Below are 14,244 nucleotides of genomic sequence, written 5' to 3'. Positions count from 1 at the left end.
TTACGGGACAGCGCTTAAGGTCCTGCTACCGCGGAGGCTTAAAAGCAGCAAGCAGAGCTCGTGCCTCTGCGTTGTCCAAGTTCAACGCAGTGCCGATGGACGTGCCCGCCGATTGGTACAACTCACGAGCCTGCTGCTCCAAGTCTCGTGCTTTCTGAATTGCCTCGACGGTTGCTTTACTTACTTCCTCCGAGGGCACGGGCAACTGGAGCTTGGACACAATGCTCCAATCGACTCGGGTTCGACCCATGCCTGTTGAGGAAAGCAGAAGGTCGGCTCTAGCCTCTGGCGTCCGTAGCAACTGCCAGATCAAGAACGGGTGGTACCCCTCCCGCGGCCGACAGACCGTGTACTCCTTTGTAGCAACCAGACCATCCAGCTGCTCGGGAATCACTGCAACAGCACCATGGACTGCATTGATGTGGCTAATGACGATATCGCCAGCCCGCACTCTGTAAAGGGTGTCATATGTGGAATCTGAAGCGGCGATCGTCTCGCCCACTTCGGGAGTTCCGTCATATCGCACTCTGAGAAGAGTAACCATTTCATCGCTATCCGCGGCCAGGATGACGTCTTCGGACCGATCAGAACTCAGCAAGGTGGCATCTTCTGGGTCGAAGAAGGCGGAGCGAAGAAGTTCTCCAACTTCAGCGACTCTGTGGCCGTCCCTCACCCACTTCTCTACGTTTCTACCTGCACTTGGTAGACATGCCTTTACATCCATACGCTTACTGATTGCTTCAGCCGGCACGATCCAGTCGCTAATAGCGCTATCACCACTCAGGAAATCTCGATAAAGCTTGCCGACCTCTTCAATCTCCTGCTCCGCAGCCTTCCGATTGAGCTCATCAACCGGAAGGACACGCTGCCGCGCCACCTCATCGATACCGACTCGGGTGCAGTAGTACATAAAAATGGGTCGCTGCTCTTCCTCAGGGAAGTTCTTTTTCTGCAGCACCACAATAGAGGTCTTAACTCGAGCTTGGGACCTTTGAAACGCGTCCCCAGGAAGTGACACGACGGCCACCACAATGAATTTCTCGCGAATGAAAGAGCGCACCCTTTCCTCACGATCTCCACCCAGAATTGAGTCATCGATCACGGTCACTAGCCGTCCACCGGGCTTCAGCAGATCGTGATAACGCTCGATGAACATCATGCTGGACTTCAGCCTGGCTACGGGAGTACGGCTTCGAGCAGTGTTTTGATAAGCCAGTACGTACTGTTCAAGGATCTGGCGCTCCGCGTCCGTCTTCCGCGCATACTCCTTTGCGAAGGGAGGATTCGTAAGCGCGACGTCGAACACTTGCTTCCCAGCGATGCGCTTGAACTCTTCCTTCTCGCTGCGCACCTCTTGACTTTCAGCAGCATGACTGTGGAAGCGTTTATCGAGAGCGTCTACCTGGTAGACACGGCTGCCTCCATCGCCGTGAAGGTACATGTTGATCCGAGCAATTCGCGCCAGGGCTGGCTCTTTAGCTACATCAATTCCAAAGATGTGTTCCGTGGCGATCTCATCTCGAATACGAGACTTCTCCGAGGGGGAGAGAGTTTGACTCGCCTCAACCTTCCCCCACATATCGGAAAGCGACTCAATAAGGAATCCGCCGGTTCCACAGCACGCGTCGATCACGGTGTCGACGTGCTCGCGACTCACCTGCAGGTCTGCTAGCCGTGTAGCCAGTTTGACAACGCTACGAGGTGTGAAGAACTGCCCGAGATCTTTGCCTCGAAGAGTTGCATTCAGGAAGGTTTCAAACAGTCGACCGTTGAGGTCCGAGTCCATGCTGTAAAGATCGATCTTTTCCAGCTTCCCGACAACACCCTTTATGGTCTCCGGCGACAGGTCGAGGATTTCACCGGGACTGAAGATGCGCTTCTTCTTGCGCTGCCTGATTTCCTCTTCCAGTTGACGAACGAGGTTGCGGAACTGGATGTCCGCCACTGGGTTGGGGCTATCTTCCTCCATCCTCTCGATCCAGGACAGCGAAAATCTCACCTCGGAGGCTGGAACTGCAATCGATCCATCATCAGCGAACACAGCTCTGCTGTTGCCATGCACCGATTTATCACTCAGCAACTTCAAGAAGACAACCTTCACGAACTCCATGAAGGCCGCGGAATAGCTGTAGTTCTCCCGCCGATAGATGAGCTTGTGACACCAAGCAAAAGCAGCGTTAATTTCGGAGATGGAAGATTGATTGATGGTGAGCGAAGACTCAAAAAGCGTCGGTTGAACCGTCCAGCGTCGCGACGAGAGACTATCGGGGCACAGCATCTCCTTGAGCTGCTTCCACTTCGGATTGCTCTCATCGAAATCAGTGAATGAAAGCCTCAAAATCGGGTCCTGTCGGTCCCATTGATAGAGCTCAGTCGTGAGTCCATTAGTCATCAAGAAATGAGTGACAGGGTTGCCATCATGATGGGAAGCGTTCAGGTGGTGGCAGTAACTGGCCGCCTGCCCGACGAAGGACTCAAGGCTCTCGCCCACTGCCTTGGCCTCGATGACCCAACGCACGGTGCCGTCGACTTCGAGCGCATAATCCGGGCGGTACCTCTTGCGACTGCGCCCCTGGTTGACCATCAATTCATCCAGGGACTCTTTCGGGCGAACCTGGTCGTCTGCGTAGTCGAGGGCGGAGATAAGCCGGTTCACAAAGAACTGTTCGACGCTGGCCTCGTTACCCAACACCGCCCGCTCACAGAACATGTTGCTGCGGGAACCATGAACCTCAGTCACGGGCTTCCTCCGATTGGCACCTAAGCGAACGATAGAAGGCCGGCCGCCCGATGCGCCAGTGGCCATCCCAAACGACACAATATACCCCACGCCCTCGACACAGCTGTCCACCGCCCTGCACTGTGTGCGCTCAGGCCGATATCCGCAAGCTCCTCACCGGCTCGAGCCCAAGCGGACCAGGGCGAAGCTCATCAGGTGGCTGAGCCGCGCATGCAGATGGCCGATTGAGAGATAGAGGAGTGGCCAATGTAGTCGGCGGCCTCACTGCGGAGCTGCAACCTGCCTGCCGTGCGCGCCTGGTTCCGCTGCCGCCGCAAGCCGGGTGCAGGGGTGCCAGGCGCGCCCACCATCTGAAGCGCTAGGTCGAGCTCTCGTCCTCTGTTTCACTCTCGTCTACGATTCGCCGCCAAAGTCGCTCTGCGATCTCAACAAGCGTCCCCTCACCTGAGATTTTCCACTGCTTGGGGCCCTGGACCGTGCTCCACTGTTCTTTCCAGTCGGCCGCGTTCCACATCTGAGAGACAAGTCCGGTTGGCGAATAGCGCTTACCGTCAGCCTCCCAGAGAAGCGGTGCCTTTCGATCATTGACCCAACTAGCTCGCCGACGCCGCGGGTCTGCGTCGAGCCATGCCCCGATGGCCACCTCTTCGGCGGTGCTTGGCGCGTAGACGAGAGGGGTACCGTCCTTAATTACGTCGTGGTCGACAAGGAGACGCACGGTCTGCGGTCGGCGCCGTCGATTCCGCGAGGCCCCCTCAATGAACGCACTCAAGTTCATTGGTGAGTCCGGCCCGGTGCCACGTTCGAGCATCCCGAGCACGGCAGCGACCAAACGGGCACAGCGTTCCTCGTTGGCAAAGGTGCTCGTGACAAAACTCTTACTTGTGAAAAGTGTGTCCACCATCGGAACAAGGCATGTGAGCACAGCATCCACTTGCGCGGGCACCTCGGCAAAGACACCCGCCCATTCGTCGTCAGGCTCATCAAACTTGTCCCTGCCAATGCGCTGGAACACCAAATGAGCGACTAGCAGGGAGCCACTATCCACCACCGAGCCCGGACGCCCGGAGAGCTTTGAACGCAGCTCGGTCAGCCGATCACGCACGAGCCTCAAAACCTGCACTGCACGCCAAATCTGCTGAGCGGTAGGCTGCTGCCCAAATAGCCGTGTGTATGCGCCCCCGCGTCCCTCTTCCCACAGCACATTTGTGGAGCCCTTTACCCGCACAGCCAGGGACGATTCCCTATGCATGCACGCCAAGGCTGTCGCAGCTTCGGTGACTGAACAACCCGACTCCGGAGCGGGATCGAGCTCCCCCCGCCTGAACACGTATTCCTTATCGAGGGAAAGCCGGAAATCCTTCTGAATTTCACTTTGAACGGTGTCGATTGCGATGAAGTCCCGGCGCTCCATATGGTTCTGGGTATTTGTCGCCTTGGTGATCGAGCGCCCGAAATTCTCTGGCGCTCCATCAAGGGAAATGATCCGCACTAGAACGTAGGCATCAGCGACAGCCTCAGGGTCCCTTTCATAGGCACGGAAGGCCGAGGTTACCGTCTGGGCGCCGTTCACCACACTCGCATTATGCAAGATGAGAGTAGTAGGTTGACCAACTGCCCGCTTGGCATGATATTCCTGTTCGATCCTGTCGCATTGCACCGTGATTCCGTTATGACGGTACATGAACCCTTCGGGATCTTCTATCATCGACTCGACCATGGTCTGGTTAACCCCGGTCAAGCCCAGCGACTGTCGAACGTTACGGTCGTAAAGGCGCTCACCGTGACCCTTGTCATGGCCCTGGTCGTTCCCCTTGCCGCCATACCAATGAGCGAGCTGGTCAGCGCTGACCTCTCCGATGACAGCCTTGTACGGGGTTTCCCTGGTATACCATTCCCTATCCATGGTCGCCCTGAGAGTGATGGGCTGGGGTTCCAGGTCTTCCCTAACAGCTCGATGGAAGTCTCTCTGGTCTAGGACTCTGTACTCGACAGTCCGTCCAAGGCCGCCGAATTCATGGGCTGCATCATTGAGGATGTTTTGGATCTCAGGAGAGAGACGGCCGTCGCCAATGAGGGCAATGATCAGATTGACCTTACAGGTGGGAAGCCGAAGCACACCGTGCACGCGATCCGCGAGCAGTTGCAGCCGCTCATTGAAGTGATCGAGGTCGCGATTATCGAGCTTCTTGAGTCCATGCACAAGCTTGAGGGCGGCTTCCGTATCAAAGCCGGCGGTTCCTTTGTTTTTCCATTTGGCCTGGATTAGCCAAAGTTCAGACCCGGAGTTGGAGAACGCGACACAGTCGATACCGAAATCATCTCGGCCGTCAATTACCCCTGCTGCCGCCTCGTCTGACGTGCAATCCGTGAGAATACGCGCGGCCTTAGCGGAAACGGCTCTCGACAGCAGGGCTGTCTCGCGTTCCGTAGGGTCCTTCTTTTCGAAGTCCCCCATAGAGATACGGTCCTTGAACTCCCGCAACAGCGCGCTTCGGATGTGCTGCACCTCGAGCGGCATGTCCTGCAGGCCCTTGCTCATTCCCCACCCCTACCGACCCCACGCCAGGTCCAATTAGCCTATCTCAGAGGTAGCAGTGTGTGCACTCATCTTGCGGACCAGGCGTGGACCGCAACACTCACGTTCCTCGCAGGACATCTCTGACCTGCACGGACTCCCACGACACACGGGCCCTCCGGAGTCGTGTGCACAGGTTCGAATCCTCCCAGGCACCCTGTATGAGGTGCCGTTCATCTCTTGCTCCTGGTCATCCATGCACTTCGCGTAGACCTTCAAGTTGCCGGAGCGGCTTACGCGGCGGCCAACGTGAGGTGGGCCGCCGGGCGAGGTGGCAGCGGAGCTGCTCCTTTTCCCAGCGACCTCCTCCCGAACCCGTCGTGCGACGTTAATCGCAACGAGCTCTCCAGTGACTGCCGTGAGCTGCGGTTTCGCGTCCAGCGTGGATGCCGTCGTGGCAGGTTGAGCAGACTACGAGTGTCTCGCGTCGTTTCCTGGCCATGAGGGCTGCCCAGTTGGGTTGTTCCTGCCCGAGCCGGTCGAGGTCTGCTAGCTTGCGGATCTGGTGGACCTGGATTTTTTCGGTCTGTCCGTATAGTTCGCAGAAGCCTGCCAGCAGCCGCCTGGTCAACTCGCGCCGACGAGGGGGACTGTGGGCAGGGTCGCGGTCCTTCAGGACTGCGGACTTCTGTCCGTTTGAGTGGGATGCCACCGAACTGTGCGATCAGCGGTTTCCTGCTCGGGGCGCGGGTGATGCCGGCCTGGAGACACTTGCGAGGCCCGGCCGGGGTGTGGATGGTGACCTTGTACTTGCGGGCCATCTTCGACATGGTCGATGCTTGTTCGCCAGGGAGCACAGCAGCGAGGACTGCATGACCCAGTGCAACCGGTTCAGTCGGAAGACGTCACCGGCGAGCAGGCAGTACTGAACGATTCCGCGGTACCTGGCGCCGTAGATGCTGACGATGGTGTAGTCGTCATAGTTGAGCATCGAGGTCTGCCGCGCGGGTTTTCCGTGTTTCAGGTACGGGGCGCATTTGGCCTTGATCACGGTGCAACACCGGATGAAGCGCAGAGTCATCATCGAACGACCCGACCCGCTCCCGTATGAGGCGGTGATCCACGAGGCAGCTCTGCGCATCAGGGTCGGTGACCGAGCCGAAGCACAGGCTCAGCTCGCCCGCGTCCTGGAACACTCTGAAGCGGATCACGTCACCGTACGCGTCACCCCCTTCGATCTGAACGGCTTCGCCGGAGCAGGAAGCGCCATGGTGTATGCAGGTGGTCCGGTCCCCAGGCTGGACACCGTCGTGCGTGACGGACCCAATGGCCCTGTGTTCATCGACGCCGAAGCCCAACTCGGCCGCTACCGAACGCTCTTCCCTAGGGTAGAAGCGGCATCGCTCGAACCCGGACGTGCGCGTGACCTCATCCTCCAGATGACGAAGGAGCTGTGAGTCCATGATGACCCCCAATACCTGGCAGAAGTCGTCTTACTCCGGCGGTGGCCAAGGCGACGCCTGCGTGGAGGTTGCACATCGCCGCACCCACATAGCCATCCGCGACTCAAAATCCCCGCCCAGGGCCACTCTCTCTATCCCAACCGGTGCCTTCACCACCTTCGTCGAGGCCCTGAAGGGCAACACCTACTCCAAGGTGACGGACTTCACCAGGTTCCGAGGCTGATCGACGTCGTTCCCCCGAGTTGCGCCCAGCTCGCACTGCGAACGCCTGCAACAGCATCGTCGCCAGCAGCGACTGGACCAGCGTCGGCGTACGGCACCACCGCCTCATCCCCGGCCAGCAGGCCCTCCTCGCGATGCTGGCACGGACCAGCTTCTCCACTGTGTGCACGGCCGCCTATCCGTACAAAGAACTACAGGGGCACCACCTGGAACGCCGACGGCCCTGTCCAGTTCGGCCGCGTCCCTCCACCAGGGCACCTACGGCGGTACTCCAACGGTCGCCACAGCAAGATCCGCCTCTAGCCTCTACTCCCCGCCCTCTCGCCGGCCGACGGGGCAGCACCCGGCGGCAGCACAACAGCCTGGGTTTTCGCCCTGTGTTCCATCTCTTCGCCCCTGCTGGAGGCAGGCTCGACAGGCCCAACCCTGGCCAGGTGACACCCTGTTGCCGTCTCCCTACCCGCGATAGCCTGCACATGTCCTGTGCGGCACAAGCGCCGGCACAGCCAGCGACACACGAAAGACACGAGGGAGATCGTGGAGCGGCGCGAGGTGCGGGGGCACTACGAGGAACTGGCAGCCGAGTACGACGAGCACTGGGTCTACGGTCCGGACTACATTCCCTGGATGTCCGGCCAGATCGCCGAGACGCTGCGGCTCAGCTCCGCGGACCGGATCGCCGACATCGGCTCCGGAACGGGCCTGTTCGCCAGGGAAGTGGTCAAGCAGCTCCAGCCACGCCATCCGATTCTGTGCGTCGACCCTTCCGAGGCGATGCTCCGTCAGCTCGGCACACCGCCGCCCGACCTGGCGCCGATCGTCGCTTCGGCAGAGGACATCGCTGAAGGCCGCGCCGCCCTGCCGTACGAACAGCTCGACGCGATGTGGCTGAAGGAGTCGGTGCACCATGTGACCGATCAGGCGGGCACGCTGCGGGGCCTGGCCGAGCGCCTGGCCCCCGGAGGACGGCTGCTGGTGGTGATGCTCCCGGCCACGATCCAGTACCCGCTGTTCCAAGCGGCCCTCGACCGCTTCGAGGAGCTGCAGCCGGACCCGGCCGACATCCAGGCGCACTTGAGTGCGGCCGGGCTGGAAGCCGGTCTCACCCATGTCGAGCATGAGCTGCGCATCGACCGGGACAAGTACTTCGGCATGGTGCGCGCCCGCTACATGTCACTGCTGTCCACCTTCACCGACAGTGAGGTCGAGAAGGGCATCGAAGAGATGCAGGCCGCCCACCCGGAGCCTGTCCTCGTCTTTCCGGACCGGTTTGCCTTCGTCCTCGGGTGGCGACGAGGGGAAGGCGCGTGAGCACCGTGGTCGACGAACGGCTGCGGCGTCTGAGGAGTGAACTCGACGACCACTCGCGGATCGCGGATCGATTAGGGCTGGATCTGGAGCGGCCGCTGCGGTCCCTCAACGACGGTTATCCGGAGAACGCGGTCGCCCTGATCGGGAAACTGACCGAGAAGCTACTCAAGGAGCTGTGGCGGCACCACGGCGTCGAGGGCGACCCTTCGACGAAGGCCCTGAACGACCTGGTCAAGCGCTGCCGTCCCTACATCCGCAGCAGTACGGTCCTGGACGCGCTCGACGACATCCGGCGGCTCCGCAACCGGTCCACGCACGACGGATACGACATCAGCGACGAGGACGGTCTGCTGGCGGTCCGCCGACTCGTCGACGTGCTTGTCTGGTTCACCGACACGGGTAGCGCTGCGCTGCTCGGCGGAGAACCCGACATGGCCCCCGAGGTGGCGCGCCGCTGCGAGTTCCTTGCCGGGCTGTACGTCACCCTCGGCTACAGACAGGCCAAGCGGTTCGTCCTCAGCCCCGACACCGTGTACCAGCTGTTCTGCCGCGAGTCGGGGATGCGGCTGGAGTACGTGGAGCTGATGCTCTCCCGGGACGCGGACGACCTGAATACCGTCCTTGCCTCCAACGGTGGCGAATTGCTGCGGACGCACCTGCCCAAGCTCACCCGGTTCGTCGTCCTCGACGACGACAGCGGCGGCAGTACGGCGTCCGGTGCGCTCCATCAGATGCTGGGCCTGGACTTCCGGATCGTGCGCTACGACGGTTTCGTCGACGCCATCGTCAATCTCGACAATCACCTCGCCCCTCTCGTCTCTGCCGTCGACCCTGCCGAGCTGCGGGCCACTGTCGCTGCGGCGACGCTGACCACCGACCCGCGCACCGGTGAATCGCAGGTGATGCAATCCGGGGACGCGGCGGAGCTGCTCGCGCGACTTGCGCGCGGCAGTGCGAACGTATTGGTGACCGGTCGTCCCGGAAGTGGAAAGAGCACGCTTCTGCGCGCGCTGGCGGCCGACCCTGAGGTCCGTCGCTTCCGCTTCTACTTCGACCTCGGCCTCAAACCGAAGGACGAACCGTTCTCCGAGTACGCAGGCCGTCTGCTGGCGCCGGCCATGACGCCGTCGGACCGCTCCCGTGCCTACGACCTCTTCCTCTACCTGATCCGGTCCGGGACCGCGCTGTGCGTGCTCGATGCCGTGGACGAGGGCGTCGATGAATCGAGCCTCGCCGGATTCCTTCGGCTCTTCACCGATCTCGCCGCCGTCCTGTCCGCCGAATCGGCTGTGGTCATGAGTTCACGGGTCTCCTTCCTGGCGGACTCACCCCAGGTACGCCAACTTCTGGACAGCGGCGCAGGACGTTCCGAGCAGTTGGTCGAGCAGATGTACGCGAACGGCCTGGACCCGGCGCGCATACCGCATTTCCACGTCGTACGCCTGGCCGAGCCCGAGGCCACCCCACTGGAGAAGCGACTCACCACCACGCTAGAGCTTCCGTCGGGGCAGACGCTGGCGGACATCCTCGGCACACATGTCACGCGGACGCTGGCCGAGCGTGGGCAGCCCGATCTGGAGCGCCGCCTGCCCGCCACGTTCGGGCAGGCGTTCCTCACCGACCGGACGGTCTTCTCGCTCCTTGACTTATTCCGGCAGCTGGGCGCTGGTGCCTTCATGGAGGGACGGCTTGATCTCGACGCCTTTGTCCTCGCGCCACTGCTGCGTCCCGCCGGGGCCGATCACGTCGCCTTCGTGCACACGGCGTACCAGGAATTGCTGGCCGCCCGGTATCTCGCCGATCCCGCGAACCGGAACGCGGCAGCGGACATTCCCGGCGGTGTCTTCCTCACTGAGCAAGTGCGCGCCTTCCTCGCCGGCATGCCCGGTGCTCCGGAGACTGACGACTGCTTGCTGCCCGCCGGGGCGTACCTAGTCGGTCCGGCTGAACGGCTGCTGATGCGACGCGTCGAGCGTCCCGTACGCTTCGACCGCCATGCCGTGACGGTCACACGCTACCGCCGTTTTCTCGACGCTCTCGACGCGGGCGGCACCTCGCGGTGGGACCATCCAGACCAGCCGGACCACGTCACACACCGCCCCTCGACTGACCGACTGCGGCGGCCCGGCTACTTCGAGAACCCCCGCTACGACGCTCACCCGGCCGTCTGCGTCAGCTGGTGGAGCGCGTACGCCTTCGCCGCATTCGAAGGCAAGCGCCTGCCTACCGCGCTCGAATGGGAGGCTGCCGCCCGCGGCGCCGACGGGCGGCTGTTCCCGTGGGGCGACACGCCCGACGGCACCCGCGTGAACTGCGCCGACTCGTGGGTCGGCCGGCCTGTTGTGACGTACCAGGCGTGGTACCGGGACTTCGCGGGCGACGCCGTACGCCGGGCCGGCGTCACGCCTGTCACGGAACGTCCTAGCAACCGCTCACCGTTCAACGTCCTCGACATGGTGGGCAACTGCTGGGAGTGGACCTCCACCAGCCTGGCGGACCCTGGCGAGGCCGTCATCTGCGGCGGCAGCTACGACAACCCGATGCGCGCGGTGCAGGCCAGCAGCAAGAGCGTCTACCGGAAGCACGGTGCAAGCAACGCGGTCGGCTTCCGATGCGTGCAGGACCTCGACAGCGATAGCGGCGGAACAGAGGGGACGGCAGTATGAGCGGCGACGGGCCCCGCCGAGGAACCATCGTCGACACACGCCCGAGCGGCGGAGGACCGCGCGGTGTGCTCAGTTCTTACATTGTCCGGGACGACGAGGACGAGCGATACTACGGCTTCGACTACCGGCAGATCGTGACCGAAGGATTCCGGACCATCCGCACCGGCGAACGCGTCCGCTTCCACATCAGCGCCGAAAGCCCCGACCGGGCGGAATTCGTCATCCGCCTCGACCAGCCCGACCCGGCGGAGTACTACCGGTGACCGCCGACGTTCCGCTGCTCGACGAAGCCATAGGTGCGCGCCAGGAGCTGACCGTCGTCCTGCCCGTGCAACTGCTGCGCGTCCCCAACTGGGCCGAAGGGCCCTTCCCGTTCGAGCTGGGCAGCCGCCGAACCGACACCCAGACGCGATCCACCTACTTCGCCCCCGCCTCGGCACGCGCCCTTTACGGGGCACCCGGACGGCCTCGCCGCTGGCACAGGCCGCTGGACGTCAAACACGACGGCATGCACCTGCTCGGCATGGAACTCCTGAGCGCGGCCACTGCCGGCAACCCGGAACACACCCTCGCGGTCCTGCACTTCAGCATGGATCGACCTCTGCTGCCGGTGCTGCGGGCTGTGGCCGGACGGCGGCCGACCTCGGCCGACGAACCGCTCACCTGGCCGTTCGACCCGGCCGGGCTCCTCGCCGGCATCGCCGACGTCCGTGCCCCGGGCGCACCGTTCGCCACCGCACGGCCCTACACCATCGCCTTCATGACCCCAATGGCCCAGCACGCTCCCGCCCTCCGTGCGGGCCTGGAAGGGGAACTGCCCGCCGCCGCGGACCGCTGGCTATGGCAACTGGCCTCACGCTCCACGCCGGAGGACTTCCCCCTCCCACCTGAGAGCGCCGACGAACAACTCAAGTACACCGTGCGGATCTCGGCGGACTGGAGCGCCCTGGTACTGCGACAAGGAGCTGCCTTCCTCGGCCACCGACCCGACACCGGTGCCGGTGACTTCTTCGACTTCGGGGCACTGCACTCCCGAACCGTCTACCTCGACGCCCTGCTCCTCGGCGCTCTCCAGCGCGATCACATCGACGAGCTCACCGACGAACTCTCCGGGGTGTTCGAGTCTTCGCGGCTGGCACATCGCGTCGCCGGCCTGGAGCGGAACATCGCCGTCTTTCGCAGCACCTACTGGCGACAACACCTCACCGCTCACGGCCCGGCGAACGATCTGCTGCTCGCATTCCAAAACCAGCACCGGCTGCCCGCCCGTTTCAACGCGATCCTCGCCGAAGCCGCCGACTACAGCAGGCTCGTACAGACACAGGAAAGCCAGCAGATCAGCGGCGCCCTGGGCGTCCTCACCATCCTCGGCCTGCCCCTTGGCACCGCCCTCAGCATCCTGCAAGTCCTCGGCGACGACTCCGTGACACACCTGCTCATAGCACTCGCGCTGTCCGTCGCCGCCACGGCAGCGGCCTTGACGACACGGTACGGGCGCCTGGTCCTGTCGTCGCTTCGGAGCGGAGAGGGCGAGGCGTAGAACGTCATGGCCGGCGGACGACGTCCGCAGACAGCGACGGATACGCCCGCTCTTGGACCGCCGCAGAGGTACCGCGCCTGTTGCGGATGCCAGGCCCAGGATTGAGTAGTGGTACTCATGCGCATCACCACCAGCCGCGGCACCCTGCATCCATGACCGACACGCTTCCAGCCCGGGAACACCGACGCCCCTGGTCGCACGGAACACGCCTGGGCGTGGACCTCGCCCTCGCGATCCCGCTGTTCCTGTTGGAGACCGCGTGGCTCGTGCTGGACTGGATATACGGCTACGGCCTGGAGGCATGGGCAGCACAAGGCGAGCAAGCACGGATCGACGCGGCCGGCCTGGCGCACATCGAACGGATACGGATGCTGCTGATCGCCGTACTCCTTCTGGCAGTTGTCGCGGCAATCTTCCGTGCCCGCTGGACGGTGATCGCACACCTGCTGGTGGCCCTTCTGGCAGGCGGATCGCTGACGGCTGCGCAGCACGAGTGGGACCACAGCCACACCCCACCACCCGGGTGCATCCGCTATAGCGCAAACTGCTGAGACCGCCGGGCGCGGATCGAGCACGTTGTCGCCTGTTGCCGAACTATTGCGGAACCACTGCACCTACGTGCGGAACATCCCTCCTGACGCCGCCGGCTGCCTCATGGTCGCCGATAAGCGCGGCCAGCCTGGTGAGCGGCCACAGTCCGGCGTGCCAGTCACGCTCCAGATTCGCGGCGTCGAATACGCTGCGAGGACGTCCAACCTGACGTCCTTGATAGTGCGTGCACACAACGGACTGCCGCACGGTGGCGGCTCTTCACGTCGGCCCGGATGGCGCAGCCGCCGCACGCAGGAAGGGGTGTGGCATGAGGCCTCCAGGTGTGCACCTGCGGGAGATCACCGACGGCAACCGGGACGCTGTTCGTGCCCTCCGCGTCCGACGGGATCAGAAACAGTTCGTCGCCTCCGTGTCCAAGTCGCTCAAGGAGGCGACCAAGAAACCGGAGGCCAGCCCCTGGTACCGCGCCGTGTACCGCGGCGACGAGCCAGTCGGGTTCGTCATGCTTTCGTGGAAGCCGCCGGCCGGCCCTTACAAGGGGCGGCACTTCATCTGGCGCCTCCTCGTCGACAAGCGGCACCAGGGGCGGGGGGTCGGTCGAGAGACTCTCACGCAGATCGCCGCCCTGGTTCGTGCGGACGGCGCCACCGAGCTGCTGACCAGCTACGAGCCCGGCGACGGCGAACCGTGGCCCTTCTATCGGAAGTTCGGGTTCGAGCCCACCGGGGAGATCGACGACGGCGAGATCGTTCTGCGACTCACCTTCCCCGCTCGGTGAGCTGTTGCGGAAGCGCGGGCCCTTACCCCGCATCTGGCCATTCCTCCGGAGGCTCTGGCGGCTCCGGGTCAGCCTGCGACTGCCGCTCCGCTCGCCGACCGTTCTCCGCTCGCAGCATCGTCAACCATGGCCAAAGATCCGGTAGCCGTTGTGCCGAGCAGGCCAGCCGGTGCTCGATACGGCACCGCTGAAACGGATCTGGCGGACACACTCCGTAGACGGTGACCCGACCGTCGGAGAGCTCGATCCACCGATGCTCCGCCGGCACCGTATGGGCCAGCGGAGTCATGTCCGGTTCCAACAAGACCCATTCATACTCAAGCGTCGGCACTCGGTCCTGCGACAAACCGCAGTACGGGCCAACGTCGATCGTTTAGGCGGCTCGGTCAAGGTGTGAGTGTGTTGCCGATGCTGTGTCAGGTTGCGTGAGTTGGCGGTTCGTCGCGGCGCCGTG

General features: G+C 63.0%; 12 protein-coding genes and 1 pseudogene. 8 read left to right on the top strand and 5 right to left on the bottom strand.

Features of this window, described 5'->3' with window-relative positions:
• Positions 1-25 precede the first annotated feature (25 nt).
• From ACFYTE_RS32045 to ACFYTE_RS32030, 4 genes are all read right to left on the bottom strand, one after another.
• Complete coding sequence (locus ACFYTE_RS32045; protein ID WP_388718188.1) at positions 26-2,740, bottom strand: N-6 DNA methylase; 2,715 nt, start codon at positions 2,738-2,740, stop codon at positions 26-28.
• A gap of 358 nt (positions 2,741-3,098) precedes the next feature.
• The gene (locus ACFYTE_RS32040) at positions 3,099-5,282 is read right to left on the bottom strand and encodes an AIPR family protein (RefSeq protein WP_388718185.1); all 2,184 of its coding nucleotides are present in this window, start codon (positions 5,280-5,282) and stop codon (positions 3,099-3,101) included.
• 364 nt (positions 5,283-5,646) lie between these two features.
• Positions 5,647-5,970, bottom strand: a complete 324-nt coding sequence (locus ACFYTE_RS32035) for a hypothetical protein (protein WP_388718181.1) — start codon at positions 5,968-5,970, stop codon at positions 5,647-5,649.
• Between the two features lie 12 nt (positions 5,971-5,982).
• Positions 5,983-6,249, bottom strand: coding sequence for a group II intron reverse transcriptase/maturase (locus ACFYTE_RS32030; protein WP_388718403.1), 267 nt, complete (start codon positions 6,247-6,249; stop codon positions 5,983-5,985).
• A 55-nt stretch (positions 6,250-6,304) separates the two neighbouring features.
• Between ACFYTE_RS32030 and ACFYTE_RS32025 the strand changes: the two are divergent.
• From ACFYTE_RS32025 to ACFYTE_RS31990, 8 genes and pseudogenes are all read left to right on the top strand, one after another.
• Positions 6,305-6,715 (top strand): annotated as a pseudogene (locus tag ACFYTE_RS32025) (Scr1 family TA system antitoxin-like transcriptional regulator); the annotation flags it as partial.
• A gap of 4 nt (positions 6,716-6,719) precedes the next feature.
• Positions 6,720-6,944 carry a DUF397 domain-containing protein gene (locus tag ACFYTE_RS32020; protein ID WP_388718178.1) on the top strand — a complete coding sequence of 75 codons (225 nt, stop codon included), beginning with the start codon at positions 6,720-6,722 and terminating at the stop codon, positions 6,942-6,944.
• Between the two features lie 536 nt (positions 6,945-7,480).
• Positions 7,481-8,254, top strand: a complete 774-nt coding sequence (locus ACFYTE_RS32015) for a class I SAM-dependent methyltransferase (RefSeq protein WP_388718175.1) — start codon at positions 7,481-7,483, stop codon at positions 8,252-8,254.
• Complete coding sequence (locus ACFYTE_RS32010; protein ID WP_388718172.1) at positions 8,251-10,920, top strand: SUMF1/EgtB/PvdO family nonheme iron enzyme; 2,670 nt, start codon at positions 8,251-8,253, stop codon at positions 10,918-10,920. The genes ACFYTE_RS32015 and ACFYTE_RS32010 overlap by 4 nt, the downstream gene beginning before the upstream one ends.
• Before the next feature lie 65 nt (positions 10,921-10,985).
• A complete protein-coding gene (locus tag ACFYTE_RS32005) occupies positions 10,986-11,183 on the top strand; it encodes a hypothetical protein (RefSeq protein WP_366904656.1) in 198 nt (65 codons plus the stop codon).
• The gene (locus ACFYTE_RS32000) at positions 11,180-12,460 is read left to right on the top strand and encodes a hypothetical protein (RefSeq protein WP_388718169.1); all 1,281 of its coding nucleotides are present in this window, start codon (positions 11,180-11,182) and stop codon (positions 12,458-12,460) included. The genes ACFYTE_RS32005 and ACFYTE_RS32000 overlap by 4 nt, the downstream gene beginning before the upstream one ends.
• A gap of 152 nt (positions 12,461-12,612) precedes the next feature.
• On the top strand, positions 12,613-13,011 hold the full coding sequence (locus tag ACFYTE_RS31995; RefSeq protein WP_388718166.1) for a DUF6234 family protein: 399 nt from the start codon (positions 12,613-12,615) through the stop codon (positions 13,009-13,011).
• Between the two features lie 308 nt (positions 13,012-13,319).
• Positions 13,320-13,790 carry a GNAT family N-acetyltransferase gene (locus tag ACFYTE_RS31990; RefSeq protein ID WP_388718163.1) on the top strand — a complete coding sequence of 157 codons (471 nt, stop codon included), beginning with the start codon at positions 13,320-13,322 and terminating at the stop codon, positions 13,788-13,790.
• Positions 13,791-13,812: 22 nt separating this feature from the next.
• Here the strand turns inward: ACFYTE_RS31990 and ACFYTE_RS31985 are convergent, their stop codons facing one another.
• Positions 13,813-14,136 carry a DUF6083 domain-containing protein gene (locus ACFYTE_RS31985; RefSeq protein WP_388718160.1) on the bottom strand — a complete coding sequence of 108 codons (324 nt, stop codon included), beginning with the start codon at positions 14,134-14,136 and terminating at the stop codon, positions 13,813-13,815.
• Between the last annotated feature and the right edge of the window lie 108 nt (positions 14,137-14,244).

The sequence above is a fragment of the Streptomyces sp. NPDC004629 genome, assembly GCF_042873595.1.
Lineage (GTDB): Bacteria > Actinomycetota > Actinomycetes > Streptomycetales > Streptomycetaceae > Streptomyces.
The sequence above is the reverse complement of the archived record's forward strand: the minus strand, read 5'-3'. Positions and strand labels throughout refer to the sequence as shown.

Coding starts and splice junctions, on each gene's coding strand:
- ACFYTE_RS32020 (WP_388718178.1), top strand. CDS start 6,720: ATGATGACCCCCAATACCTGGCAGAAGTCGTCTTACTCCGGCGGTGGC.
- ACFYTE_RS31990 (WP_388718163.1), top strand. CDS start 13,320: ATGAGGCCTCCAGGTGTGCACCTGCGGGAGATCACCGACGGCAACCGG.
- ACFYTE_RS32030 (WP_388718403.1), bottom strand. CDS start 6,249: ATGCTCAACTATGACGACTACACCATCGTCAGCATCTACGGCGCCAGG.
- ACFYTE_RS32040 (WP_388718185.1), bottom strand. CDS start 5,282: ATGAGCAAGGGCCTGCAGGACATGCCGCTCGAGGTGCAGCACATCCGA.
- ACFYTE_RS31995 (WP_388718166.1), top strand. CDS start 12,613: ATGACCGACACGCTTCCAGCCCGGGAACACCGACGCCCCTGGTCGCAC.